The following is a 22602-nucleotide window of genomic DNA, read 5'->3' as shown; positions in this document are numbered from 1 at the left end:
CACAGCAAGAGACCGACATGGAAAGCAGGGTTCCGGGCTCCTTCGGCCGCCACCGCAAGATCATGCCGTTCGAGCCGGGCCAGGCCATGGATGTCGAGGCGCTGAGGGCAGAGGCGCGCGCAAAGGCCGCCGCGCTCAACCAGCATGCGCTGGGCTATGGCGAGACGGCGGAGCGCGAATGGACGGCGGCCGGCATAGAAGCGCCCGACCTGCCGGCAATGCGAAAATACCGGCTGGAGCGCATCCGCGCCGAACTGAAGCGCCGCGACTATGCCGGCGCCCTGCTCTACGATCCGGTCAACATCCGCTACGCGACCGACTCGACCAACATGCAGCTCTGGGTCGCCCACAACCCGACGCGGCACTGCTTCGTGGCGACCGAGGGGCCGGTGGTGCTGTTCGACTATTTCTCCTGCGAACACCTGTCGGACCATTCCGGCGTGGTGGACGAGGTCAGGCCGGCGGTTTCCTTCATGTACATGTATGGCGGCGAGCTGACGGAGATGAAGGCGCGGCGCTGGGCGGCCGGCATCGCCGACCTGGTGCGCGAGCACGGCGGCGGCAACGGCCGCATCGCCGTCGACCACCTCGATCCGGAGGGCGTGGCCGCACTCGCGCGGCTGGGTATCTCCGTCGGCAATGGCGAGGCTGTGATGGAAAGCGCGCGGCTGATCAAGTCGCCCGACGAAATGCTGGCGATGCGCCGCGCCATCGTCGCCTGCGAGGCCGCCATGGGCGAGATGGAAGCGGCGCTGAGGCCGGGCATCAGCGAGAACGAGCTCTGGGCGGAACTGCACCGCGGCAACATCGCGCGCGGCGGCGAGTGGATCGAGACGCGGCTCTTGTCATCCGGGCCGCGCACCAATCCCTGGTTCCAGGAATGCTCGTCACGAAAAATCGAGGCGGGCGATCTCGTCGCCTTCGACACCGACCTGATCGGCCCCTATGGTTTTTGCGCCGACCTGTCGCGAACCTGGCTCTGCGGCGATGGCCAGGCGTCCAACGAACAGCGCGACCTCTTCCGCATCGCCGCGGACCAGATCGCCCGGAACACCGAACTGCTGCGGCCGGGAATCGGGTTTCGCGACCTGGTCGAACGTTCGGCCGTGCCGCCGCCGGACTGCTTCCCCGCCCGCTACGGCGTCCTCTATCATGGCGTTGGCCTCGCCGACGAATACCCGACCCTGCCGCACGCACATGACTGGACCGCCGACACGCCGGACGGCGTGCTGGAGCCCGGCATGGTGCTCTGCGTCGAAAGCTATATCGGCCGCCTCGGCGGCCGCGAGGGCGTCAAGATTGAGGAGCAGGTCCTGATCACCGAAGCCGGCAACGAACAGCTATCGCGCTATCCGCTCGATACGCGGCTGCTTTGAGGCTGAGGCGCCGGCTCGGAGCGATCCGCTCAGTGCCGGTTTCGCATGTGCAGGTTCTCGTTGTTGAGCAGCACATAGGCGACGATGGTGGCGACGGCCAGAGCACCAAAGACGCCAAGGATCGACAGCAAGATCTCTTCGGGCATGACAAACTCCATGCCCCTCTCCGCAACGAACAACGCGACGGCGCCGGCCCCGGTTGCATCGATCGCGACGACGTGATCGGCCGTGTTCAGGCGAGAGCGGCCCGCAGCCGGGCCACCAGGTCCTGTGGGGTGTGGCGCGATGTGATGTAGGGCAGCCCCCTGCGGCGCGCCGTCCAGCCCACCGGCTCGACATCGGCGGCACGCAGTTCGTAGCGCCTGGCGAGTTGCCAACTGCGACAGTCGACGGCGCAGACATCGGCCCTGTCTTCGGCAACCGCGGCGATCGAGGCCCGGTGCGCCGAAGTCTCGATGCGTTCGGAAAAGAGGGCGAGGCTTTCGCCGGCAGCCTCGAGGTCGCGGGCAAGCGCGATCATGCCCGACATGGAATCGCTGCTGTTATAAGCGAGGCGCTTTCCACGCAGCAGGTCGAGGGGCAGGAGCGCGCGGCCATCGGCAGGCGCAGGAGCCGCGAAGGCTGTGCCACGACGCATCAGGATGGCGCTGGAGTAGAGCGCGCCCTCGCCCCCTTCGATACCCTCGTAGCTCGGCTGGCCGACGACGACGACATCCCGTTCCAGTCCCTGCTCCATCGGTCCCCAGCAGGTTTGCGCCAGCAGGAGATCGGGATGCCGCCAGAGCACCGGGAAGTCGAGATCGTCGGGCGGGAGCGCGGCCGGATCGGGCGCGACCGTCCTGCCCTCGCCGTTCCGGATGCCGCCTGGAACGGCCGGCAAGTCGGCATTGCGGCGCACCAGGCGCTCAGGCGCGTCGATGCCGGCGTCGCGCAGGCGCGCATGCAGCGAAGCCCACTCCGCGTCGGTGGCGGCGCGGGCCTCGGGCCAATCATACATGGGAAGGGCGACTACAGGCATCGTCGCATCTGCGGGCAGGACACGAGAAATGGCAAGGCCGCAGCCGCGGCTATTCTTTCGGCGGCTCCGCGGGAACCGGCGCAGCACCGAGGCCGTTCACCGCGCGTGTCGCCCTCACCCGCGGCCGGAAGGCGCGGCCGGGTTCCGGCGCGCGGCGCAGCACAGGATGAACGACAGGCTCCTTGGCCTTGAAGGCGAACTCCCTGAACAGGGCGAGATATCCAGGGAACACGTAGCCGTTGTTCATCGCCACCCACTCGGCGCGGCGATCCCTGAACAGCTTCGGCAGCCTGTACCAGGCGACGTTCGGGCTCTTGTGGTGGACCAGGTGGAGATTGTTGTTGAGGAACAGGAAGGCGAGCGGCGAGCGCTCGATGATGATCGTGCGGCCGTCCGGTCGCTCGGACCACTGGTGCTCGGCGAAGGTCCGCACCGAAATGATCGACTGGCCGAGCCAGACGGGCACGAGAATGTAGAGCCAGAGCGGGATGCCGAAGCTGAACTGCACAACCGGCAGGACCACGGCAAGGCCTGCGGTATGCAGCACCCAGGCCCTGCGAACCGCCTGGTCGCCGTCGGCGACAAGCTTCGCCTCCGTCATCAGGAAGCCGGCAGTGGCGAGCGGCGGACCGATCAGGAAGCGCCCGACCATCGTGTTGTTGAAATTCAGGATCGCCTTCAGCGGCGCGGGGAGTTCCTCGTGATGCCAGAGCGCACGGTAGTAGCTCTCGGGGTCGTCGAACGGGTCCGTCAGACGCTCGTCTGCATGGTGGCGAAGATGCAGCGACTTGAAGCGGCGGTAGGGATAGACGAGGCCGATCGGAAGGCCGACCAGAAGTTCGTTCAGCCAGCCCCTGCGGGTGGGGTGGCCATGCGCGGCCTCATGCATCAGCGACGACTGCATGGCCAGCAGCACGCCTAACACGATCAGCGCAAGGAATGGATAGGAGGGCCAGAGAAAGGTCGCTGCCCCCACCCAGGCAGCGTAGCAAGCGAGTATCAGAATGACAGTCGGCCATTCGACCGAAAGATTTTTCATATTGCCCCAGTTTCTTGGCATGCCCTCGACTACTGCCCCCAGTCGCCGGAACCTCTCGATTCCTGACAGCATTGTGTCAGGAGTATTAAGCCGTCTCAACGAGACAACGCGCACAACCTGTAGATTTTGCGCACCATAATCCGCATGTGATATACATTGTGAACACGCGAGAGGATTCATGTTCCCCAATCCGTCGACTTGCGATGGCTGCAGGGAAATCGAATCCGGAGGGTTTCGATGGACAAGCGCCACCTTTCGGACGTGTTCCGCGAGCGCCTGAAGCTCTTGCTGCAGCGGTCCGACCGCAACCAGTCGGAGTTCGCCGCCGCCGTCGGCATCGACCGATCGGCGCTGTCGCAGCTCCTGTCCGGCGCATCGACGCGCCTGCCCCGCGCCGAGACGCTGCTCAGGATCGCCGCCGAGAACAAGGTCTCGCTCGACTGGCTGCTGGGCACCAGCCAGGACGAAGGCGTGACTGGGGAAATTCGCGAGAGCCTCGAAATCGAGGAGGCTTCCGGCGGCTTCGAGCGCACCCTGATCGCAAAGTGGCATGCCGAGGCGGTCGGGACGAAAATCCGCTACGTGCCGGCCGGCATCCCTGACCTGCTGCGCAGCCAGGCTCTGATCGACTACGAGTCCGACATCTCCAACCGCAGCCGCGAAACCCAGGCCGACGAGACGCAATACCGCATCGACTACAACCGCCGTCCCGAAACGGACATGGAAGTCTGCATGCCGCGCCACACGCTCGAGATTTTCGCGCGGGGCCTTGGGGTGTGGAGCGGTTTTCCGGTCGATCTGCGCCGCCACCAGCTGAACCACATGGCCGCCTTGCTGGACGACCTCTACCCGACCTTCCGCCTGTTCCTCTACGACGGCCGGCTGCGCTATTCCGTGCCCTACACGATCTTCGGCCCGTACCGTGCGGCGATCTATGTCGGCGACATGTATCTCGTGCTCTATGCGACCGAACCGATCCGCACCCTGACCCGGCATTTCGACAACCTGATCCGGGCCGCAGACGTCAACGCGCACGAGACGGCGGCCTTCGCGCGGCGGCTCGCGGCTGAGATGCCGCGGGACGGCTCGGATCACGATCCCGGCGATTGACGAGACATAAAGACTTCTTTATATCTTTATCCAATCTCAACAAGAAAGCCTTTCGATGACGGCCTCCAATCCGATCGACGCCCTGATTGCCGAAAAAGGCGTGCTGCTGGCTGACGGCGCCACCGGCACCAACCTGTTCAACATGGGCCTCGCGTCCGGCGAAGCGCCGGAGCTTTGGAACGAGAGCGCGCCCGACAAGATCGTCGCGCTGCACCAGAATTTCGTCGATGCGGGCGCCGACATCATCCTCACCAATTCCTTCGGCGGAACGCGCCACAGGCTGAAGCTGCACAATGCGCAGGACCGCGTTCACGAACTCAACAAGCGCGCCGCCGAGATCGCACGCGGGGTCGCCGACAAGGCAGGCCGCAAGGTGATCGTCGCCGGTTCGGTCGGCCCCACCGGCGAACTGCTGGTGCCGCTCGGCGCCATGACCTACGACGAGGCGGTGGACGCCTTCGCCGAACAGATCGAAGGCCTGAAGGCCGGCGGCGCGGAAGTCGCCTGGATCGAGACCATGTCGGCTCCCGACGAGGCGAAGGCCGCGGCGGAAGCGGCGATCCGGGTCGGCTTGCCCTACACCTACACCTTCTCCTTCGACACCGCCGGCCGCTCGATGATGGGCCTGGCGCCGAAGGACGTGCACAATGTCGTCGGCGGCCTCCCCGAAAGCGCGGTGGCGGTGGGTGCCAATTGCGGCGTCGGCGCGTCCGACATCCTGGCGTCGCTGCTCGACATGAGCGCCGCGAAACCCGAAGCCACGATCATCGTCAAGGGCAATTGCGGCATCCCCGAATTCCAGGGCACCGACATCGTCTACTCGGGCACGCCCGAACTGATGTCGGACTACGTGCGGCTGGCGGTCGACGGCGGCGCCACGATCGTCGGCGGCTGCTGCGGCACGTCGTTTGCGCACCTCGCGGCGATGCGCAAGGCGCTGGACGGCCATGTGAAGGCGCAGCGTCCGACCGTCGAGGCCATCGTCGAGCGTATCGGTCCGCTGCGCAACAAGACGGCCGACCAGAGCGGCGCGGGCGAAGGCGAAGGCCGCCGCGAACGGCGTCGCGCTCGCGCCTGAAACCTGGAACGCTGCTCTATCGCGCGTGCTGGACGACGATTTCGTCCAGCACGCGGCAATAGCGTTCTTCCTCGGCCTCCAGCCACACATAGGCGCGCTGCCAGCTTGACGGATCGCCGACCGGCAGAGGGACGTTGTTGAGGTAGCAGCAACCCACATAGCCGCGCAGGCTCGCACCGAGCGCGACGCCGAGTTCCGGTTCGTATGCCGACAGCCTTGCCAGCGTGGTCGGGTAGCGTTCCCCTCGCCCGCCCCTGACGAACATGCCGACGCTGCGGTTGGTCAGATAGAGCGACAGCACCAGATCGTCGGCGACGTGCCGCCAGCGCGACCACAGGCTGCCATGCACGATCGGGCTGTTCCGGCGGCGAGCGACGTACCCGTCCCAGAAACGCTTGATCTCGGGCGCCGAAAGCGAGCGCAGGCCCCTGTGCGAGATATCCCATTCGTCGAGGTCGCGGTCGGGCATGCGCGGGCCTTTTGTCCTCTAGGCGTTCGCAACCTAGATACAGAATTGCAGGCGCAAGCACACGCGATCGCGAGCCACCTCCTGACAGGTGACCGGCAGGCAGGGCCGCGAAAGAACCGGCGGCGATATCGTTTCCGCCGGCCTCGCCGACAGGCTTCAACCGGCCGCCGGCCGGCTTTCGCCTCAACGGTTGCCTGCGTCCAGCGCCGAGGCCAGGCGCACCAGCGACAGGAATTCCGCGCGGTAGCCGTAGGGATCTGCGCCGCGCGCCGCCGAGGCGATCCCGGCGATCCGGTCGTAGCCGAATGAGGCGGTCTGGTCCGCGCCGCGCAGTTTCTGCCCGAAGGCCGCAACCGCCACCGAAAAGCGCTGGTCGGCGCCCGCCGCGTCGAACGAGGCGACCTCGTTTGCTTTCGTCACCGGCGCCTCGATCAGCGTCGAGACGTCCTTGGCAGGCAACTTGTAGCGGATCTTCACGAAGGCGTATTCGTCGGCATTGGCGACGCCGCCGTTCTGCGTGGACGCCTCGCCGTAACGCAGCGGATCCATCGTCTCGGCGGGGCTGCCCTTCGGCGTGACCTCGTAGATTGCCGTCACGGAGTGGCCGGAGCCGATCTCGCCCGCATCGACACGGTCGTTGTTGAAATCCTCCCGTGCGAGCGCACGGGTCTCATAGCCGATCAGGCGATATTCCGAGACCGCCGCCGGGTTGAACTCGACCTGGATCTTCACGTCCTTGGCGATCGGGAAGAGCGTCGAGGACGCCTCCTGCACCAGCACCTTCTCCGCCTCCGCCAGCGTGTCGACATAGGCGGCCGCGCCGTTACCGTTCTGCGCGATGGCCTGCATCATGCGGTCGTTGAGGTTGCCGCGGCCAAAGCCGAGAACCGAGAGGAAGACGCCGGACCTGCGCTTCTCCTCGACGAGGCGCCGGAGATCGTCGTCGTCGGTCTGGCCGACGTTGAAGTCGCCGTCGGTGGCGAGCATCACGCGGTTGACGCCGCCCTTGACGAAGGAACCCTCCGCCAGCCGATAGGCCTCGCGGATGCCGGCCTCGCCCGCCGTCGAACCACCCGGCGCAAGCTGGTCGATCGCTGACAGGATCTTCGCGCGCTCGGACGCCCTGGTCGGCTCCAGCACCGTGCCGGCCTCGCCGGCATAGGTGACGATCGAAACCGTGTCGTCCGGGCCGAGCTTCGATACCAGCAGCCGGAACGCCGACTTGAGGAGCGGCAGCTTGTCCGGCTCGTTCATCGAGCCCGAAACGTCGATCAGGAAGACGAGGTTGGCCCTTGGCTGCTCCGACGGCTGCACGTCATAGCCCTTGATCGCGACATGCATGAGCTTGGTGTGTTCGTCCCATGGGGTCGGCATGACGGTCACGTCCGAATTGAACGGCGTCGCCGAAGTTGCCGGCCCTTCCCAGTCGTACGGGAAATAGTTGACCATCTCCTCGACCCGCACCGTGTCGGGCCGGGGCAGGATGCCCTCCTTCAGCGAGCGGCGCACGAAGGCATAGGACGCGGTATCGACGTCGATCGAGAAGGTCGAGACGGGATCGGTGGCAGCGGAGTGCACCGGATTCGTCCTGAATTCCTCGAGGCGGTCTCGCTCTTGCTCCGCCTGCGGCAGGACGTCGATGGGCGCGGGCACGCCTGCCGACCTGTCGGCCATCGCCGGCGCGGCAGCGCGATTGCCCCGATCGGACTTCAGCAGCATGCGCTGGCTGCCGGCAGACGGGGCCGGCGCGATGAGGCCGCTGGCGTCGAGCGAAGGAGCGAACTGAGGAGCGGCGGCCGGAGCTTCGGCCAGCGGCGCATAGGCAGGTTCGGGCGCCTGGATCAGCTGTTCGTCGTCGGCGCGCTCGGCCGCTTCCTTCTCCTTGGGAGAGGCAACCTGTTTGTCCAGGCGAACGACAGGCCCATCCGTCAAATCGCCGCCGAGCCGGATCGCGCCTTCCTGCATCAGATGGAAGGCGGTGTAGCCGGCAACCGGCAGGGCGATGAGCGCCGTCAACGCCGGCGCAGGGATCAGTCTTTTCTGCATCGTCTCTCTCCAGATCGTGTGGAAACGACCCATGAGACGCGGCCGGCGCTTCGATCCTTGGGCAGAGGCGAACGAATTTTCGGCGTCGAACGCCTGCCGGGCGGCGGCGAGCGCGCGGGCCTTCGCCGCGGCGCGAGGAGCCGGTGCGTTGAGATCGCGGAGCCTCTCGAGTTCTGTGTCGTCGACCATGGTCAATCTTCCCCGGCCGAAAGCATCAGCGCCTTCAGCCGCTTCTTCGCTTCATGGATGTGCCAGGAGACGGTCGCCTCGGCACAGGCCAGCGCGTCACCCGCTGCGGCATGCGAAAGCCCCTCGCCATAGACGAGCAGCACCGCGTCGCGCTGCTTGTCGGGCAACCGGCGCACGGCGGCCCACAGGCGCTCCGCGCGGTCGTCTTCGGACGACCCACCCTGCCCCTCGATCAGCGCATCGACGCCGAACGCCGCGGCCTTCGTCGCCTCGCGAGCATCCTTGCGCATCAGGTCGCGGGTGGCGTTGAGCGTCACGGCGTAGAGCCATGTCGTGAAGGCGCCGCCGCCGCGATAGGCACCGATCGAACGGCCGATGCGAACGCAGACCTCCTGGGCGATGTCCTCGGCATCCGCCCTGCGGCCAGTCCAGCGCCAGGCGACGCGATAAATGAAATCGTAATGCCTCTCGACAAGCATGCCGAAAGCCGCGCTGTCGCCCCCCTTGGCCCTGACGACCAGGTCGAGATCGGAGGGCTCTGTCTGATCCAGCATCATCGCCGCCATTTGCTTCTTGGACGACAGCTTTGGGGCATTCCTTGGGGCTGGCGGAGCATTTTTTCGATTGCCTGCACACAGCCGATTTTCAATCTTTGATTGTATTAATAGCATTTACAACTACAACTATACGGCACCGGCGATGCAATGGCTGGAGGCAGCATGGCGAAAAACATCGTGATCTTCTCGGACGGGACGGGACAGGCCGGCGGGCTGCGCCCCGACCAGCGGCTGAGCAACATCTACAAGCTCTATCGGGCGTCGCGATCGGGACCGGACAGCCCAATCGATCCGGCGAAGCAGATCGCGTTCTACGATCCCGGCCTCGGCTCCGGCGAGACGGACTCCTGGTGGCAATGGGCGCGAAAGACATGGAGTTCGGCGACCGGGACCGGCTTCACCCGCAACGTGGCGGATTGCTACGAGTTCATCCTGCGGCACTACCAGCCTGACGACCGGGTCTTCCTGTTCGGATTCAGCCGCGGCGCCTACACGGCGCGCAGCGTCGGCGGCGTCATGAACTTGTGCGGCGTACCGATCCAATTGCCGGACGGTTCGCCGGTGCCGCGCTTCGGCACCGCATGCCGGAAAATCGCGCAAGAGGCGGTGTACGACGTCTACGAGCACGGCGCCGGCAAGGCACGCAGCCAATATGAGGACGAGCGCGAGGAGAAGGCCAGGCGATTCCGCGAAAAATACGGAACGGCGAGCGATCATGCGAGGCGCGGCAACGTTGCGCCCTATTTCATCGGGGTCTTCGACACCGTGGCCGCGCTCGGACTGGCGGGCTTCAAGCGAAACGCCTACCTGACGCTGCTGCTTGGCGGATGCGCCGCAGCGCCGGTCATGCTGGCATGGGCCGCCCATTGGCTCGGGTTGAACTGGACCGCCGCCCTCGTCCTTGCCCTCGCCGCAACCGCCATCCCGCTCGCCATTCATTCCTACCGGCACAGGGTCAAGACTATCAGGGATTTTCCCAAATCCGGCGATCTCCGCTGGCACTGGAGCTCATGGAAATTCGCGCACTACGACAAGTTCCTAGACCCGCGCGTGCGGTATGCGCGCCATGCGCTCGCGATCGATGAGCATCGCGAGACGTTCGACAGGGTCGGCTGGGCGGGAGCGAAGGACGATCCGGGACGTCAGCTTTCGGAGCCGGAATGGCTGATCCAGATGTGGTTCGCGGGAAACCACTCCGACATCGGCGGGAGCTACCCAGAAGAAGAATCGCGGCTGTCCGACATCGCGCTGCAGTGGATGGTGAATGAGGCGACCGGTGCAGAACACCCACTGATTGTCGACCGCGAGAAGCTCAAGCTCTATCCCGATCCGCTCGGCATGCAGCACTGCGAGATCGAGGCCGTTCTGGACAGCTATCCCGGATGGTGGCCCGAGAAGCCGCGATGGACGTGGCGAAGGACGCTGCGGAGCTTCGACCGCGGCTATGCCCGCCATTCGTCGGTCGACGACCGCATGAAGGCGCAGACGATTCTGAAGATGGGAAAGGCGATCCGCTACGATCCGTTCGGCGAGCGTGACAAAAATGCCGGCGCGTCCAGCCGGCCCCGGCAGAGCGGGACCGGCTGACCGGCTGCGGATCAGTCGATCGCGGCGACGACGATGACTTCGACGTTGTACTTCGGCGCGGCGAGCTTCGCCTCGCCCGTCGCGCGGGCCGGCGGGTTTGCCGGATCGATCCAGGCGTCCCACACCGCGTTCATCTCGGCGAAGTTGGCCATGTCGTCGAGCCAGATGATGGTCTGCAGCAGCTTCGACTTGCTGGTTCCCGCCTTGGCGAGCAGGGCATCGACGCTGGCAAGCGCGTCCCTGGTCTGGTCGGCCACGGTGGCGCCCTCGCCGACCTGGCCAGCGAGATAGACGGTGTTGTTGTGGATGACGATGTCGCTCATGCGCGGTCCGACATCGATGCGGCGAATGGTCATGGGCATTTCCTTCCTGTTGGCCGGCCCTCCATAGTGTCCGCGAGAGGCAGAAGGCAAGTCCGCTCGATATCGCCTTGGTGTAGCGCTCGAAACGGATGCACTAAGCGCAAGAACGGACGGCACCCAATTTTGACCCGTTAAGATGCTATTCAAGGTTCGTATTCGGAGGCCTCCGCCCCACCCTCAGGCGTAGCCGGCTTGCACGTGAACTGTCTATGCCACTTCTCGCGCGCATGCGTCTCGATCGGGCGAAGCGTTGCTTCGTCGAACATTTAGACTCCCTGTTTGTCAGAAGGGTGGGAGGCGGCTATACGACGGCAATGAAAGAAAAAATTCGTGAGCTGCTCTACCCGACCGCCGGCGACCCCATCCCGCTATTCTGTCCAGAAAAGAACTTCGTCGCTATCTGGTCGGCGAAATCTGGCTGCACGCAAACGCTGCTATGGTACTTCGGGCACCGGGACTTTCTGAAAGAACAGAAGGCTTTCGATCCTTGGCCGCATCTCTACAGGACAGATGTCATTTGCGCTTCGCCCGAATACTACCAGTCGATACGCTCAGCCGACCTGTCCAGAACGAAATGGCTGCGCGTCATTCGCGATCCGTTCAAGCGTGCTGTGTCGAGCTACCAGCAGGCGTTGTTGAATGGCTACCACGATGCCAGCATGTCTGCGTTTCTCGGGCGGCCGGTCGATGCGGCTTCCGGGTACAGTTTCCGCGAATACGTCTCCTGGCTCGAACAGGCCAACCCGGCGATCCTGAACCCGCACGAGCGTCCGCAACGTCATGCGCTGGAGGATTGGGTGCAGCCGCACGTTGTTGTCCTCGAAAAGGGCGATCTCTGGCAGGCCTTGAGGGAGTTCGAAGAAATCAACGACATCGAACCCATGTCGACGGCAAACGCGGCCATGTTGCAGGCAGAGGCCCAGCGGATTTCCGACATCCACCATTCGACCCGAGGGCCAGTCGCCAACGGGGATGAAATCAGGTTCAGTCGGGGAGCCAAGCCGGCCATTTGGCCCAGCTATTCCGACATGCTGGCGACATCTGGCAGAAAGGCATTGGAAAAGGTGTATGCGGTCGACTTTGCCGCCTACGCTCAATTGCTATGACAAAGGTATGGTTCCGGTGCCGACCGTCCCGCCCGAACCTTTCGCCTTGAACGCGAGCTGGGTGTTGCTCGTAAGCTGATCAACCACATCCTCGTTGATGGCAAGCAATTCTCCAACACTCGCCTGCTTGAGAAACTTGGCTGGCAAGGCATTCTTGCAGAACCCAACCCCGCAGCGAGCGATCGCATCATCCGGACCAGATCCGCGCCGCTCTGCACGCAGCCTGTCGCCGGCAGATCGGGCGAGGAGGTCACCATGGTGATCGCCGTAGATGCTATGCTTTCTGGAATGGAGAGGCATGCCTTTCGCGAGATGCACGGCGAAAGGAGAAAGGACAGCGTCCGGCTGCGCCTGACCACCATCTCGCTGGACGACACCGATGCCGAGGGCGCGATCGAGCATTGATGTTCAATCAGGGCTAAGAACGCGAGCACAAACGCTGGTCGCGTCAGGATGCGTGGTATCGCCTTCGCCGACCCCGGTTTGCCAGGTTTCGGCGTGCCTGAAATTGGTATCCGGGTGCTCGGCGCGTCTTTGTCGGCAAGGTTGAGCAAGCGATATAGAACCACTCCCCGCGTCGCGCGGGCGCGCCGCCGATGCCGGCGGATCGGCGCTTCATGCCCACTGCTCCGAGCGGGCCGACGGTTTCCTCGGTTGAGTTGAGTACAAGCCTCGACACGCAGTTTGCCGTCGCATGTGGGTCAATCGGCATCGTTCGATCGTTCGAACTGTGCGACGCGACATTGACTAATGTTATAATATCACATAGCGAGGAGCCACCAACGGATTTGCCTGCCGCCATGGCCGAAGCTTGCCTGACCTTTCGCGACCTGACGCTCGGATACAGCGACCATCCTGCCGTGCATCACCTGACGGGCACGGTGAAGCGCGGCTCGCTGACCGCGGTGGTCGGCGCCAACGGCTCGGGCAAGTCGACGCTCATGAAGGGCATCGTCGGCGTGCTGAAGCCGATGGACGGAGAGAGCGTGGCCGCGCCGGGCGCGCGCATCGCCTACCTGCCGCAGCAGTCAGAACTCGACCGCAGCTTCCCGGCGCGGGTCGTCGACCTCGTCTCGATGGGGCTCTGGCCAAGACGCGGCCTTCTGGGCCGCCATACGGCGGATGACAAGGCATCCGTCGGGCGTGCGCTGGCAGCGGTCGGCCTGGAAGGCTTCGAGGCGCGACCGATCGACACGCTGTCGGGCGGCCAGTTGCAGCGCGCGCTGTTCGCACGCGTTCTGGTGCAGGACGCCGACATCATCCTGCTCGACGAACCGTTCAACGCCATCGACGCGCGCACCGTCGCCGACCTCGTTGCGCTGATCAAGCGCTGGCGCGGCGAGAAGCGGACGGTGCTGGTCGTGGTCCACGACCTCGACCTCGTGCGCGAGCATTTTCCCGAAACGCTGCTGCTGGCGCGCCGGCCGGTGGCCTGGGGACCGACCCAAGACGTGCTGAAGCCCGAAAACCTGCTCAGGGCGCGCCGCTTCGACGAAGCCTGGCACGACGACGCGCCCTGGTGCGAGACGGAACCGCACGGGCACGCCGGCCACGGCCACGAACACGAACACGCTCACGCACATGACGATCATCGTCATCATGACCATGGCGAGATCCATGCCGGTCCCGACCACGAAACGGGGCCGCGGGCGGCATGATCATCTACGACTATCTGATCGCCCCCTTCGTCGAGTTCGGTTTCATGCAAAGGGCCCTCGCCGGCTCGCTGCTGCTCTCGCTGTCCTCCTGCCCGGTCGGCGTATTCCTGATGCTCAGGCGCATGAGCCTGACCGGCGACGCCATGGCGCACGCCATCCTGCCGGGCGCCGCAGTCGGATTCCTGCTCTACGGGCTGGAGATCGTGCCGATGACCGTCGGCGGCCTCGTCGCCGGCGTTGTCGTGGCGATGGGCGCCGGCGCGGTGTCGCGCTTCACGGTGCAGAAGGAGGATGCGTCGATGGCGGCCTTCTACCTGATCTCGCTGGCGCTCGGCGTTCTGATCGTCTCGTTGCGAGGATCGAGCGTCGATCTCATGCATGTGCTGTTCGGCACGGTGCTGGCGCTCAACGACGAGGCGCTTCGCCTGATCGCATCGATCGCCGGGATCACGCTGCTCACGCTGGCGGTGTTCTGGCGCGCGCTGATCGCCGAGTGCCTCGACCCGCTGTTCCTGCGTTCGGTCAGCCGGCTCGGCACGCCGGTGCATTTCGTGTTCCTCGGCCTTGTCGTGCTCAACCTGGTCGGCGGGTTCCAGGCGCTTGGCACGCTGCTTTCGGTCGGCCTGATGATGCTGCCGGCCGCGGCGGCGCGCTTCTGGGCGAGCCGCGTCGGACCGATGTGCGTTCTGGCGCTTGCCATCGGCGCGGCCTCCTGCGTCGCCGGACTGCTCCTGTCCTATCACGCCTCGCTGCCGTCTGGCCCGGCCATCATCCTGTCGGCCGGCGTCGTCTACCTGTTTTCCATCCTGTCCGGCCCACGCGGCGCGCTGCGCGCCCGGGTGCGCCACCACCGCCACCGAACCGCCTGATCCCCAGAAGAACGGAGACCAAGATGACCGTATTGCCCCGCCTCGCCCTGGCGATGAGCGTTATAACATTAAGCGCGTTGCCCGCCGCAGCCGAACCGCTGAAGGTCGTGGCAAGCTTCTCGATCATCGGCGACCTCGCGCGAAACGTCGGCGGCGACCGCATCGCCCTCACTACGCTCGTCGGGCCGGACGGCGACGCCCATGTCTACGAGCCGAGGCCGGCGGACGCCGTCGCCATGGGCAAGGCCGACGTCGTGCTGGTGAACGGCCTGCATTTCGAGGGGTTTCTCAAGCGGCTGGTGGAAGCCAGCGGGACAACGGCCCCGGTCGTCGAACTGACCAAGGGGGGCGAAATGCTGAAGAATGCCGAGGAAGGCCACGAAGGCGACAATCACGCCCATGAGGGGCACCATCACCACGGCGAATTCGATCCGCACGCCTGGCAGTCGGTCCACAACGCCGAGGTCTACGTGAAGAACATCGCCGACGCATTCTGCGCTGCGGATACGGCCGGATGCGCTTCCTACAGGGCAAACGCCGAAGCCTATGGCGCGAAGCTCAAGGCGCTGGATGCCGAGATCAAGGCGGCCATCGCCGGTATCCCGGAGGAAAAGCGCACCATCATCACCTCGCACGACGCCTTCGGCTACTTCCAGCACGAATACGGGCTGACGTTCCTGGCGCCGGAGGGCGTTTCCACGGAGGCCGAGGCATCGGCGGCGGATGTCGCCGCCCTCATCAAGCAGATCAAGGGCGACAGGGCATCGGCGATTTTCGTCGAGAACATCACCAACCAGCGGCTGATCGAGCAGATTTCCAGCGAGACCGGGCTGAAGATCGGCGGCACCCTCTATTCCGACGCGCTGTCAGGCGCCGACGGTCCCGCGCCGACCTACATCGACATGATGAAGTTCAACACCAAGACGATCAGCGGCGCCATCCTCGGCAGCTGACCCCCTGGAACTTGGGCAACTGATGTCGCCGCGCCCCAGCGCGGCGCCTCGGGAGTCTTTGCCAGTCGTTCGATTGTTACGTAATAACATTAAGGACCACACCATGAAGCACCTGACCGCCGCCGCGTCCGCGCTTGCCCTGCTGTCCGCCACGCCGGCGCTTTCCGAAGAAGTGACCGCCTGGCGCCTGTTCGTCTCGGATCACGAGAAGCCCGTCGTCCATGCGATCGACGCCGTGGTCGGCACGCGGATCGCCACCTTCGACGTGACGGCTCCGGCCAGGCTCTACCGCAGCGAAGCCGGGCGCACCGTCTTTGCGGTGCAGGGCAAGGGCGACACAGTCGCGGCAATCTCCTCGGGCATCTCCTTCGGCGACCACGGCGATCACGGCGACATCGACGTCGAGGCTCCGCGGCTGCTCGACATCCGCTTCGACGGCAAGAAGCCGTCGCACTTTGTCGACCATGGCGGCGACATCGCCCTGTTCTTCGACGGCGAGGGCAAGACGCGCATCTTCAATGAGACGGATGTCCTTTCGGGCAAGCCCGACGTGCGCGAGGTGGCGACCGCCGCACCCCACCACGGCCTGGCCGTCGCATTCGGCGATCACGTCCTCGTTACGGAGCCCAACAGGGAAGCGCCCGACGAACTGCCGGTCGGCATCCGGGTGGTCGGCCGCGACGGCGCCATGGTCGGCGACGTCCACGCCTGCCCCGACCTCCACGGCGAAGCCACGTCCGGCAATCTCCTGGCGATCGCCTGCGCCGACCGCCTGCTCATCGTAACCGACAAAGGCGACGCACCCGACGTCGCGACGCTGCGCTATGACGCGGACCTGCCTAGGGGCAAGTCGACCACCCTCATCGGCGGTCGCGGGCTGCAATACTTCCTCGGCAATTACGGGCCGAGTGCGGTTGTCCTGATCGATCCCGCCGCCGAAGACGCATTTCGCCTGGTCGAACTGCCGACGCGGCGCGTTCACTTCGCGGTCGATCCCATCCGGGCGAAGTTCGCCTATGTCTTCACCGAGGACGGCCTGCTTCGCCGGATCGACGTGCTTGCAGGAAGGCTCGACGCGGAGCTTCGGCTGACGGATCCCTACAGCATGGACGGACACTGGAGCGACCCGCGCCCGCGCATCGCGGTCGCCGGTGACCGCATCTTCGTCTCCGACCCGCTGAAGGGTGTGCTGCACGCTGTCGACGCCGCGAGCTTCGAAACCGTCGAGGCGATGGCGATCGAAGGCAGGCCGTTCAACCTCGTGGCCGTTGGCGGTACTGGCGAGCGGCACTGACGCCGCCGGGTTCATGTCCGCAGGCGGCGGCCGCGAACGCTTGAAGCAGGGGCGTCCCAAGGCTTATGTATGGCGATGAAGACGGGGCGGGCCGCCCCGTCGAATCCTAGTGGTCGCCGAGCCTTCGCCGGGTGGCAAGTGTGCGCTCGACCGGCGACGGCAGAACATAGAGGTGCGTCATGGAATATCGCGAGATCAGCGACAACTACGCCGTCAGCGGACAGATCCTGCCGGAAGACATCGCGGCGGTGAAGGCCGCCGGTTTCAAGAGCGTCATCTGCAACCGACCGGACGACGAGCAGCCTGGACAGCCCTCGGCCGCCACCCTGAAGCAGGCCGCCGAAGCGGCCGGCCTGGCGTTCCGCCACATCCCGGTGATCAGCGGCCAGGTGACGGAACAGAATGTCGCCGACCAGGCGGCCGCACTCCAGCAGTTACAGGGCCCGGTCTTCGCCTACTGCCGTTCCGGCGCTCGCAGCACCAACCTTTATGGGCTGATCCAGGAAATGGGCGAATAGGCTCGCCGCTCACCGCATGAACGCCGCCATGTGAAAGGCCTGTTCGTCGGCGGGGTAACGATACGCCGCGCCATGGGGGCAGGCGTTGCGGTCGAGGCAGCCGGTCGTTCGGCAGGCCTCGCCCGCGGTCCCTCGGACATGGTCGAGGCAGGCCTGGTAGGCGAAGCCGCCTCCCGAATGGGCATCCGCCGGGCAGGATTTCAGGCAAGGTTTTCCGACACATAGGTCGCAGAGGTGAATCACCTCGCGAGGCGCCTGAACCGGAATCTCAACATCGAACAGCAGGGCGCCGCGATAGGCGTGCCAGAGCCCGTAGCGTGGATGCATCAGGATGCCGAGCGGCGACGGCCTCAGCCCCTCGGCGCGCATCGCCCATTGCTGGAACGGCAGATAGGGCCTGTCGGACGGAGAGACGGAGCGCGCTCCGAATTCGGCGGCAACCGCGCCAATCACCTGCCTGGCCCAGTCGTCGAGCGGATCGGCGAGATCAGGCGGCTGCTCCCGCCGCCAGCGCAGGAAATGCGGCCACGGTGCGCCGCCCGCCTGCCCGACCAGCAGGATCGATCGCGCCGGCAAGCCGGCCGGACCCGGCGGCGCGGCTTCGTCCGGCCCGAAGCGAAAGCCGCCGCGCAGGACCAGGCCATTTCGGCCAAGCATGTTGTCGATGGCTTCGATCAGGCTCACGACGATCGTCAGTTCCCAAGCGTCTCGGCGAACAGCGTCTTGAGGCGCGCATAGTGGCGCTCGGCACCCTCCCGGTCGTAGACGCTGTGATCGGGCACGCACCAGCCATGCGCCATGCCGACATAGTTTTCGATGGCATGATCGACCTCGGCCACGCGAAGGGCTTCTGCAAGCTTGGCCGACTGCTCGGGCGGGAAGCTACCATCGATACCAGCCGAGCCGACATACACCCGCGCCTTGATCCTGGCCGCGTTCCTCTGCGGGCTGTCAGGCGCATCGTTGGCCAGATTGCCGCCGTGGAAGCTGGCGGCCGCGACGATCCGGCCGGAGTGTGCCGCCGCCGCATTGAGGGCCCGGGCGCCGCCCATGCAATAGCCGGTCGTTGCGATCGGCCCGGTCACGCCATGGGCGGTGAGCGCCTCGATAAAGCTGGCCGTATCGGCCTGCGTCATCGCCTGCGTGGTGGCGGCCATCGCGGCACGGATGATTTTGGCGGTCGCCTCTTCCTTGAGGCCCGTTCTGGCGTCGAATGGGCCGAAGCGCCCTCCCCGATACAGCGTGTCGGGCACGAGTACCGCAACGCCCTCGGCTGCGATGCGCTCGGCAATCGCCTCCATCGCCGGCCTCAGCCCGTAGGCGTCCATGTACAGGATGACGCCGGCCTTCGGCATGGCGCCCGCCGGCGCTGCCAAGACGGCCTCGGCGACGCCCTCCTGCATCGTGATCCTGATCTGCTGCGTCGGCATCGCGCACCCACCGGTTGAACGGCGCGCATGGTAGGACAAGATCCGCTTGGTTTGAACCGCGCCGGTCGACGCGTCGCTCTATGCCGCTGGCTTCAGCATCCGTCGAAGCACGTCGGTTCGGGCCACAAAATGCTGCCAGAGCGCCCCGGCGGCGTGAACGGCCACCACGACGATGATGATCGGCTTGCCGATCTCGTGGATTTCGCCGATCTCGCCCATGCCGAGATACCAGGCGAGCGCACCGGTCAGGGGCATCAGGAAAATCGCCGCGTAGAGGACCAGGTGCGCGAGCCCTGCGACATAGCGCATCACCATCTTCTCGTCCGGCGGCAGGTCAGGCGCACCGTAGCGGAGGCGCAAGGCCATGCGCAGCACCGCCAGCACCAGAACCGTCAGGCCGACATAGACGTGGATATTGGCCGACAACAGTGCATCGGCCGCCGGCTCCGTCCCCTTTCGGAATGCCCTGAAGGCCGGTCCGATGTCCTCGCCGAAGATGATCTGGAATATGACGAGCGCGGCGATGACCCAGTGCAGCACGATCTGGGCGCGGGTATAGCCGGCGGGGCGGGAGTGCATCGGCCAATGTCTCCGTGGCTGGATCGATCGCAAGCTTCGACCAAACCGCGGCCGGCCGCTTTGATCCAGCGCAAGTTCCTCCAGCATTGGCGGACAATCTCCTGTCCGGAACCGGGGCCTGTCGTGGCTTTTGCCTTGCCAGGCAATCATAATTCTGGAACATCGCGGCGCAACGCGAGACTGAGAATGCCCCTTCGCCCATTGTCGGCCCTGTGCGTCCTGCTTCTGGCCGGCTGCGCGTCCTCCGAACCCGAGAGCGCCTCCTTTCCTCCCATTCCCGAGGGAGCGGCTGCCTTGCACAGCGCACCGACGCCCGCGACATCTCAGGTCGATACCTTGCCGGCGCCGGCGTCCTACGAACAGGCGACCCAGGCGCCAGTCGGCCTCATGCCGCCTGCCCTGCAGCCGGGTTGCCACACCGTCGACAATGTCACCTTGTGCGACGCGCCCGTCGACCCGACCGCCGACGAGACGCTACACACGAACTGAGAGCGCTGCGCCCGGCTCAGCCCTTGAACGCGCTGCGCCAGACTTCCTTGTGGATGATTTCGGCCACTTTAGCCCGGCCTGAATCGGGCTCCCTTCACGTGAACGCGTCGGGCATCGATTCCTTCTTCTGGCGGATGAACGCCAGCAGGGCCTCGTCTACGCCGGGATCGATGGCCGGCGCCTCGTAGCTCTCCAGCCAGCGGCGGGCGAGTTCGTTGGCGCGCTGCGGCGCGGTCTTCTCGCCTTCCGCCTGCCACTGCTCGAAGGAATTGTTGTCGGCGATGCTCGAGCGATAGAACGCAGTCTGGAAGTTCGCCTGCGTGTGGTCGCAGCCGAGGAAGTGGCTGCCGGGACCGACCTGGCGGATGGCGTCCATGGCCTGGCCGTTCTCCGAGAGATCGACGCCCTGCGCGAACTTCTGCTGCATGCCGAGCTGGTCGATGTCCATCATGAATTTTTCGTAGCAGGAGGCGAGACCGCCTTCGAGCCAGCCCGCCGAATGCAGCACGAAGTTGGTGCCAGCCAGAATGGTCGAGTTCAGCGTGTTGGCGCTTTCGTAGGCTGCCTGCGCGTCAGGTATCTTGGACGCGCAGAGCGAGCCGCCGGTACGGAACGGCAGGTTCAGACGGCGGGCGAGCTGCGCGGCGCCGTAGGAAACCAGCGACGGCTCCGGCGTACCGAAGGTCGGCGCGCCCGACTGCATCGAGATCGAGGAGGCGAAGGTGCCGAACAGCACCGGTGCGCCCGGGCGCACGAGCTGCGTCAGCGATGCGCCGGCGAGCACCTCGGCCAGCACCTGCGTCAGCGTGCCGGCGACCGTGACCGGGCTCATCGCGCCGGCCAGGATGAACGGCGTGACGATGCAGGCCTGGTTGTGGCGCGCATAGACCTTCAGCGCGCCGAGCATGGTGTCGTCGAACACCATCGGCGAGTTGGCGTTGATGAGCGAGGTCGTGACAGTGTTGTTCTCGACGAAGTCGTCGCCGAACACGATCTTGGCCATCGCCACCGTGTCCTCCGCGCGCTCGGGCGCCGTGACCGAACCCATGAAGGGTTTGTCTGAGTACCGGATGTGGCTGTAGATCATGTCGAGGTGGCGCTTGTTGACCGGCACGTCGACCGGCTCGCACACGGTTCCGCCGGAATGATGGATCGACGGCGCCATGTAGGCGAGCTTCACGAAATTGCGGAAGTCCTCGATCGTGGCGTAGCGGCGCTTGCCATCGAGGTCTCGCACGAAAGGCGGGCCGTAGACGGGCGCGAAGACGGTGGCGTTGCCGCCGATCTGCACGGATCGCTCCGGGTTGCGCGCATGCTGGATGTACTGCGAGGGCGCGGTCTTGAGTAGCGAGCGCGGCAGGCCCTTCGGGAAATGCACGCGGTCGCCCTTCACGTCGGCGCCGGCATTCTTCCAGATTTCGAGCGCCTCGGGGTCGTCGCGGAAGATGATGCCGACTTCCTCGAGCACGGTGTCGGCATTCTTCTCGATGAGGGCCAGTCCCTCCTCGCTCAACACCTCGTAGAGCGGGATTTCGCGCTTGATGTAGGTGAGCTGCGCGCCCGGGCCGCCGCCGGTGCGCGCAGCGCGGCGGGCGGCGGCGCCGCTTCCGGATCCACGGCCGCGCCGTCCCGTCGGTGCATCCTGTTCGGTTGCCAGGTTCTCGTTCATCATCGTGTCCTGAGCTTCGCGTCGCCGCGGATTTCCTAGTTGGCAGGATCGTAGTCCCGCGCACCTTCCGAGACGGCCAGCCAACGCCAAGCGCTGTTCAGAAATCGACAGGCGGAACGGAGTTTTTCCAACCGCCTCCGCCGCGTTCCGTCAAGGCGCTTCGCCGAGGAAAGCGCCAGGCAGCTGCGCTGTCAAACGCTGGGGAACCGTCGCCTTGGGCGAACCCGGCCTCGGGATACGGCTCAGCGACGGTCCTGCGGGCATTGAAAGCCGCGCCAGACGGCCTTGTTCGAACGAATCGGCACGGTCGCTTTCGTTTTGCAGCGCGTCGCAAATCAGCTATGGCTGCGAAAGCCTTGCAAGCTACGATTTGCCGCTACGTCCCGGATCGCGCAAAATGCCGGGTGCGGCCATCAGGAGCCCATTATGTCCGACGACGAAATCATCCTTTCCGAGCTTTCCGACGAAGAGCTCGTGCAGCAGATGCATGACGACCTCTATGACGGATTGAAGGAAGAGATCGAGGAAGGCACCAACATCCTGCTCGAGCGCGGCTGGCAGCCCTATGCGGTGCTGACCGAGGCGCTCGTCGAGGGCATGCGCATCGTCGGCGAGGATTTTCGCGACGGCATCCTGTTCGTGCCCGAGGTGCTGCTCTCGGCCAACGCGATGAAGGCCGGCATGGCCATCCTGCGCCCGCTGCTCGCCGCCACCGGCGCGCCCAAGCAGGGCAAGCTGGTTATCGGCACAGTGAAGGGCGACATCCACGACATCGGCAAAAACCTCGTCGGCATGATGATGGAGGGCGCCGGCTTCGACGTCATCGACCTCGGCATCAACAATCCGGTCGAAAAGTACCTGGCGGCGATCGAGGAGCACCAGCCCGACATCATCGGCATGTCGGCGCTGCTCACCACCACCATGCCCTACATGAAGGTCGTCATCGACACGATGAAGGAAAAGGGCATCCGCGACGACTATGTCGTGCTGGTCGGCGGCGCGCCGCTCAACGAGGAGTTCGGCAAGGCGGTCGGCGCCGACGCCTACTGCCGTGACGCCGCTGTGGCCGTCGAGACCGCCAAGGACTTCATGAAGCGCAAGCACAATCTGCGCGCTTCGGCCTGATGCTCCGCGTCCAACGGGTCACCTTAACGCAAAGCGGGCCGCGACTTCGCGGCCCGATGCACTCGACGACAGACTCGAGCG

General features: G+C 65.5%; 23 protein-coding genes. 12 read left to right on the top strand and 11 right to left on the bottom strand.

Annotation, left to right across the window (positions count from 1 at the left end):
* Window positions 1-17: 17 nt before the first annotated feature.
* Window positions 18-1376 (top strand): M24 family metallopeptidase, encoded by a 1359-nt coding sequence (locus tag ABUE31_RS04170; protein WP_367722224.1) that lies wholly within the window; start codon window positions 18-20, stop codon window positions 1374-1376.
* 232 nt (window positions 1377-1608) lie between these two features.
* Here ABUE31_RS04170 and ABUE31_RS04165 read toward each other — a convergent pair whose 3' ends face one another.
* Both ABUE31_RS04165 and ABUE31_RS04160 read right to left on the bottom strand, forming a co-directional pair.
* On the bottom strand, window positions 1609-2394 hold the full coding sequence (locus ABUE31_RS04165) for a phosphate/phosphite/phosphonate ABC transporter substrate-binding protein (RefSeq protein ID WP_367722223.1): 786 nt from the start codon (window positions 2392-2394) through the stop codon (window positions 1609-1611).
* A gap of 49 nt (window positions 2395-2443) precedes the next feature.
* Window positions 2444-3433 (bottom strand): fatty acid desaturase, encoded by a 990-nt coding sequence (locus ABUE31_RS04160; protein ID WP_367722222.1) that lies wholly within the window; start codon window positions 3431-3433, stop codon window positions 2444-2446.
* Between the two features lie 237 nt (window positions 3434-3670).
* On the opposite strand from ABUE31_RS04160, the gene ABUE31_RS04155 reads away from it, so the two are divergent.
* Window positions 3671-4543 (top strand): helix-turn-helix domain-containing protein, encoded by an 873-nt coding sequence (locus ABUE31_RS04155; protein WP_367722221.1) that lies wholly within the window; start codon window positions 3671-3673, stop codon window positions 4541-4543.
* A 55-nt stretch (window positions 4544-4598) separates the two neighbouring features.
* Window positions 4599-5621, top strand: coding sequence for a betaine--homocysteine S-methyltransferase (bmt, locus tag ABUE31_RS04150; RefSeq protein ID WP_367722220.1), 1023 nt, complete (start codon window positions 4599-4601; stop codon window positions 5619-5621).
* 16 nt (window positions 5622-5637) lie between these two features.
* Here the strand turns inward: bmt and ABUE31_RS04145 are convergent, their stop codons facing one another.
* The 3 genes from ABUE31_RS04145 to ABUE31_RS04135 form a co-directional block, all read right to left on the bottom strand.
* Window positions 5638-6090 carry a hypothetical protein gene (locus ABUE31_RS04145; RefSeq protein WP_367722219.1) on the bottom strand — a complete coding sequence of 151 codons (453 nt, stop codon included), beginning with the start codon at window positions 6088-6090 and terminating at the stop codon, window positions 5638-5640.
* Between the two features lie 183 nt (window positions 6091-6273).
* Window positions 6274-8325, bottom strand: a complete 2052-nt coding sequence (locus tag ABUE31_RS04140) for a vWA domain-containing protein (RefSeq protein WP_367722218.1) — start codon at window positions 8323-8325, stop codon at window positions 6274-6276.
* 2 nt (window positions 8326-8327) lie between these two features.
* The gene (locus ABUE31_RS04135) at window positions 8328-8891 is read right to left on the bottom strand and encodes an RNA polymerase sigma factor (RefSeq protein ID WP_367722217.1); all 564 of its coding nucleotides are present in this window, start codon (window positions 8889-8891) and stop codon (window positions 8328-8330) included.
* Between the two features lie 153 nt (window positions 8892-9044).
* Here ABUE31_RS04135 and ABUE31_RS04130 point away from each other — a divergent pair, with 153 nt between their 5' ends.
* Window positions 9045-10469 carry a T6SS phospholipase effector Tle1-like catalytic domain-containing protein gene (locus ABUE31_RS04130; protein WP_367722216.1) on the top strand — a complete coding sequence of 475 codons (1425 nt, stop codon included), beginning with the start codon at window positions 9045-9047 and terminating at the stop codon, window positions 10467-10469.
* A gap of 11 nt (window positions 10470-10480) precedes the next feature.
* On the opposite strand, the gene ABUE31_RS04125 is transcribed toward ABUE31_RS04130, so the two are convergent.
* Window positions 10481-10825, bottom strand: coding sequence for a RidA family protein (locus ABUE31_RS04125; RefSeq protein ID WP_367722215.1), 345 nt, complete (start codon window positions 10823-10825; stop codon window positions 10481-10483).
* A 215-nt stretch (window positions 10826-11040) separates the two neighbouring features.
* Between ABUE31_RS04125 and ABUE31_RS04120 the strand changes: the two genes are divergently transcribed.
* Window positions 11041-11937 (top strand): hypothetical protein, encoded by an 897-nt coding sequence (locus tag ABUE31_RS04120; protein ID WP_367722214.1) that lies wholly within the window; start codon window positions 11041-11043, stop codon window positions 11935-11937.
* Here ABUE31_RS04120 and ABUE31_RS04115 read toward each other — a convergent pair.
* On the bottom strand, window positions 11932-12339 hold the full coding sequence (locus tag ABUE31_RS04115; protein WP_367722213.1) for a hypothetical protein: 408 nt from the start codon (window positions 12337-12339) through the stop codon (window positions 11932-11934). The two genes, ABUE31_RS04120 and ABUE31_RS04115, sit on opposite strands and share 6 nt — an antisense overlap.
* Window positions 12340-12737: 398 nt before the next feature.
* On the opposite strand from ABUE31_RS04115, the gene aztA reads away from it, so the two are divergent.
* From aztA to ABUE31_RS04090, 5 genes are all read left to right on the top strand, one after another.
* On the top strand, window positions 12738-13595 hold the full coding sequence (gene aztA, locus ABUE31_RS04110; RefSeq protein WP_367722212.1) for a zinc ABC transporter ATP-binding protein AztA: 858 nt from the start codon (window positions 12738-12740) through the stop codon (window positions 13593-13595).
* A complete protein-coding gene (gene aztB, locus ABUE31_RS04105; protein ID WP_367722211.1) occupies window positions 13592-14464 on the top strand; it encodes a zinc ABC transporter permease AztB in 873 nt (290 codons plus the stop codon). The genes aztA and aztB overlap by 4 nt, the downstream gene beginning before the upstream one ends.
* Window positions 14465-14487: 23 nt before the next feature.
* A complete protein-coding gene (gene aztC / locus ABUE31_RS04100; protein ID WP_367722210.1) occupies window positions 14488-15417 on the top strand; it encodes a zinc ABC transporter substrate-binding protein AztC in 930 nt (309 codons plus the stop codon).
* A 103-nt stretch (window positions 15418-15520) separates the two neighbouring features.
* A complete protein-coding gene (gene aztD / locus ABUE31_RS04095) occupies window positions 15521-16711 on the top strand; it encodes a zinc metallochaperone AztD (protein WP_367722209.1) in 1191 nt (396 codons plus the stop codon).
* 179 nt (window positions 16712-16890) lie between these two features.
* Window positions 16891-17229: a protein tyrosine phosphatase family protein gene (locus ABUE31_RS04090; protein WP_367722208.1), complete on the top strand. Its 339-nt coding sequence runs from the start codon at window positions 16891-16893 to the stop codon at window positions 17227-17229.
* Window positions 17230-17238: 9 nt separating this feature from the next.
* Here the strand turns inward: ABUE31_RS04090 and ABUE31_RS04085 are convergent, their stop codons facing one another.
* From ABUE31_RS04085 to ABUE31_RS04075, 3 genes are all read right to left on the bottom strand, one after another.
* Window positions 17239-17886: a hypothetical protein gene (locus ABUE31_RS04085; RefSeq protein WP_367722528.1), complete on the bottom strand. Its 648-nt coding sequence runs from the start codon at window positions 17884-17886 to the stop codon at window positions 17239-17241.
* 35 nt (window positions 17887-17921) lie between these two features.
* The gene (locus ABUE31_RS04080) at window positions 17922-18659 is read right to left on the bottom strand and encodes a dienelactone hydrolase family protein (protein ID WP_367722207.1); all 738 of its coding nucleotides are present in this window, start codon (window positions 18657-18659) and stop codon (window positions 17922-17924) included.
* A gap of 78 nt (window positions 18660-18737) precedes the next feature.
* Window positions 18738-19238, bottom strand: a complete 501-nt coding sequence (locus tag ABUE31_RS04075; protein WP_367722206.1) for a cytochrome b — start codon at window positions 19236-19238, stop codon at window positions 18738-18740.
* 294 nt (window positions 19239-19532) lie between these two features.
* Between ABUE31_RS04075 and ABUE31_RS04070 the strand changes: the two genes are divergently transcribed.
* A complete protein-coding gene (locus ABUE31_RS04070; protein WP_367722205.1) occupies window positions 19533-19727 on the top strand; it encodes a hypothetical protein in 195 nt (64 codons plus the stop codon).
* A gap of 94 nt (window positions 19728-19821) precedes the next feature.
* Here ABUE31_RS04070 and ABUE31_RS04065 read toward each other — a convergent pair whose 3' ends face one another.
* Window positions 19822-21396 carry a trimethylamine methyltransferase family protein gene (locus ABUE31_RS04065; protein WP_367722204.1) on the bottom strand — a complete coding sequence of 525 codons (1575 nt, stop codon included), beginning with the start codon at window positions 21394-21396 and terminating at the stop codon, window positions 19822-19824.
* Window positions 21397-21822: 426 nt separating this feature from the next.
* Here ABUE31_RS04065 and ABUE31_RS04060 point away from each other — a divergent pair, with 426 nt between their 5' ends.
* Window positions 21823-22521, top strand: coding sequence for a corrinoid protein (locus ABUE31_RS04060; RefSeq protein ID WP_367722203.1), 699 nt, complete (start codon window positions 21823-21825; stop codon window positions 22519-22521).
* Window positions 22522-22602: the final 81 nt, after the last annotated feature.

It is taken from the genome of Mesorhizobium marinum (assembly GCF_040813675.1).
GTDB classification, from domain to species: Bacteria; Pseudomonadota; Alphaproteobacteria; order Rhizobiales; family Rhizobiaceae; genus Mesorhizobium_K; species Mesorhizobium_K marinum.
The sequence above is the reverse complement of the archived record's forward strand: the minus strand, read 5'-3'. Positions and strand labels throughout refer to the sequence as shown.

What these genes read in the sequence shown, in the direction of transcription:
- ABUE31_RS04170 (WP_367722224.1), top strand. Translation starts at nt 18, where the DNA reads ATGGAAAGCAGGGTTCCGGGCTCCTTCGGCCGCCACCGCAAGATCATG.
- ABUE31_RS04165 (WP_367722223.1), bottom strand. Translation starts at nt 2,394, where the DNA reads ATGCCTGTAGTCGCCCTTCCCATGTATGATTGGCCCGAGGCCCGCGCC.
- ABUE31_RS04160 (WP_367722222.1), bottom strand. Translation starts at nt 3,433, where the DNA reads ATGAAAAATCTTTCGGTCGAATGGCCGACTGTCATTCTGATACTCGCT.
- ABUE31_RS04155 (WP_367722221.1), top strand. Translation starts at nt 3,671, where the DNA reads ATGGACAAGCGCCACCTTTCGGACGTGTTCCGCGAGCGCCTGAAGCTC.
- bmt (WP_367722220.1), top strand. Translation starts at nt 4,599, where the DNA reads ATGACGGCCTCCAATCCGATCGACGCCCTGATTGCCGAAAAAGGCGTG.
- ABUE31_RS04145 (WP_367722219.1), bottom strand. Translation starts at nt 6,090, where the DNA reads ATGCCCGACCGCGACCTCGACGAATGGGATATCTCGCACAGGGGCCTG.
- ABUE31_RS04140 (WP_367722218.1), bottom strand. Translation starts at nt 8,325, where the DNA reads ATGGTCGACGACACAGAACTCGAGAGGCTCCGCGATCTCAACGCACCG.
- ABUE31_RS04135 (WP_367722217.1), bottom strand. Translation starts at nt 8,891, where the DNA reads ATGGCGGCGATGATGCTGGATCAGACAGAGCCCTCCGATCTCGACCTG.
- ABUE31_RS04130 (WP_367722216.1), top strand. Translation starts at nt 9,045, where the DNA reads ATGGCGAAAAACATCGTGATCTTCTCGGACGGGACGGGACAGGCCGGC.
- ABUE31_RS04125 (WP_367722215.1), bottom strand. Translation starts at nt 10,825, where the DNA reads ATGACCATTCGCCGCATCGATGTCGGACCGCGCATGAGCGACATCGTC.
- ABUE31_RS04120 (WP_367722214.1), top strand. Translation starts at nt 11,041, where the DNA reads ATGCCACTTCTCGCGCGCATGCGTCTCGATCGGGCGAAGCGTTGCTTC.
- ABUE31_RS04115 (WP_367722213.1), bottom strand. Translation starts at nt 12,339, where the DNA reads ATGCTCGATCGCGCCCTCGGCATCGGTGTCGTCCAGCGAGATGGTGGT.
- aztA (WP_367722212.1), top strand. Translation starts at nt 12,738, where the DNA reads ATGGCCGAAGCTTGCCTGACCTTTCGCGACCTGACGCTCGGATACAGC.
- aztB (WP_367722211.1), top strand. Translation starts at nt 13,592, where the DNA reads ATGATCATCTACGACTATCTGATCGCCCCCTTCGTCGAGTTCGGTTTC.
- aztC (WP_367722210.1), top strand. Translation starts at nt 14,488, where the DNA reads ATGACCGTATTGCCCCGCCTCGCCCTGGCGATGAGCGTTATAACATTA.
- aztD (WP_367722209.1), top strand. Translation starts at nt 15,521, where the DNA reads ATGAAGCACCTGACCGCCGCCGCGTCCGCGCTTGCCCTGCTGTCCGCC.
- ABUE31_RS04090 (WP_367722208.1), top strand. Translation starts at nt 16,891, where the DNA reads ATGGAATATCGCGAGATCAGCGACAACTACGCCGTCAGCGGACAGATC.
- ABUE31_RS04085 (WP_367722528.1), bottom strand. Translation starts at nt 17,886, where the DNA reads ATGCTTGGCCGAAATGGCCTGGTCCTGCGCGGCGGCTTTCGCTTCGGG.
- ABUE31_RS04080 (WP_367722207.1), bottom strand. Translation starts at nt 18,659, where the DNA reads ATGCCGACGCAGCAGATCAGGATCACGATGCAGGAGGGCGTCGCCGAG.
- ABUE31_RS04075 (WP_367722206.1), bottom strand. Translation starts at nt 19,238, where the DNA reads ATGCACTCCCGCCCCGCCGGCTATACCCGCGCCCAGATCGTGCTGCAC.
- ABUE31_RS04065 (WP_367722204.1), bottom strand. Translation starts at nt 21,396, where the DNA reads ATGAACGAGAACCTGGCAACCGAACAGGATGCACCGACGGGACGGCGC.
- ABUE31_RS04060 (WP_367722203.1), top strand. Translation starts at nt 21,823, where the DNA reads ATGTCCGACGACGAAATCATCCTTTCCGAGCTTTCCGACGAAGAGCTC.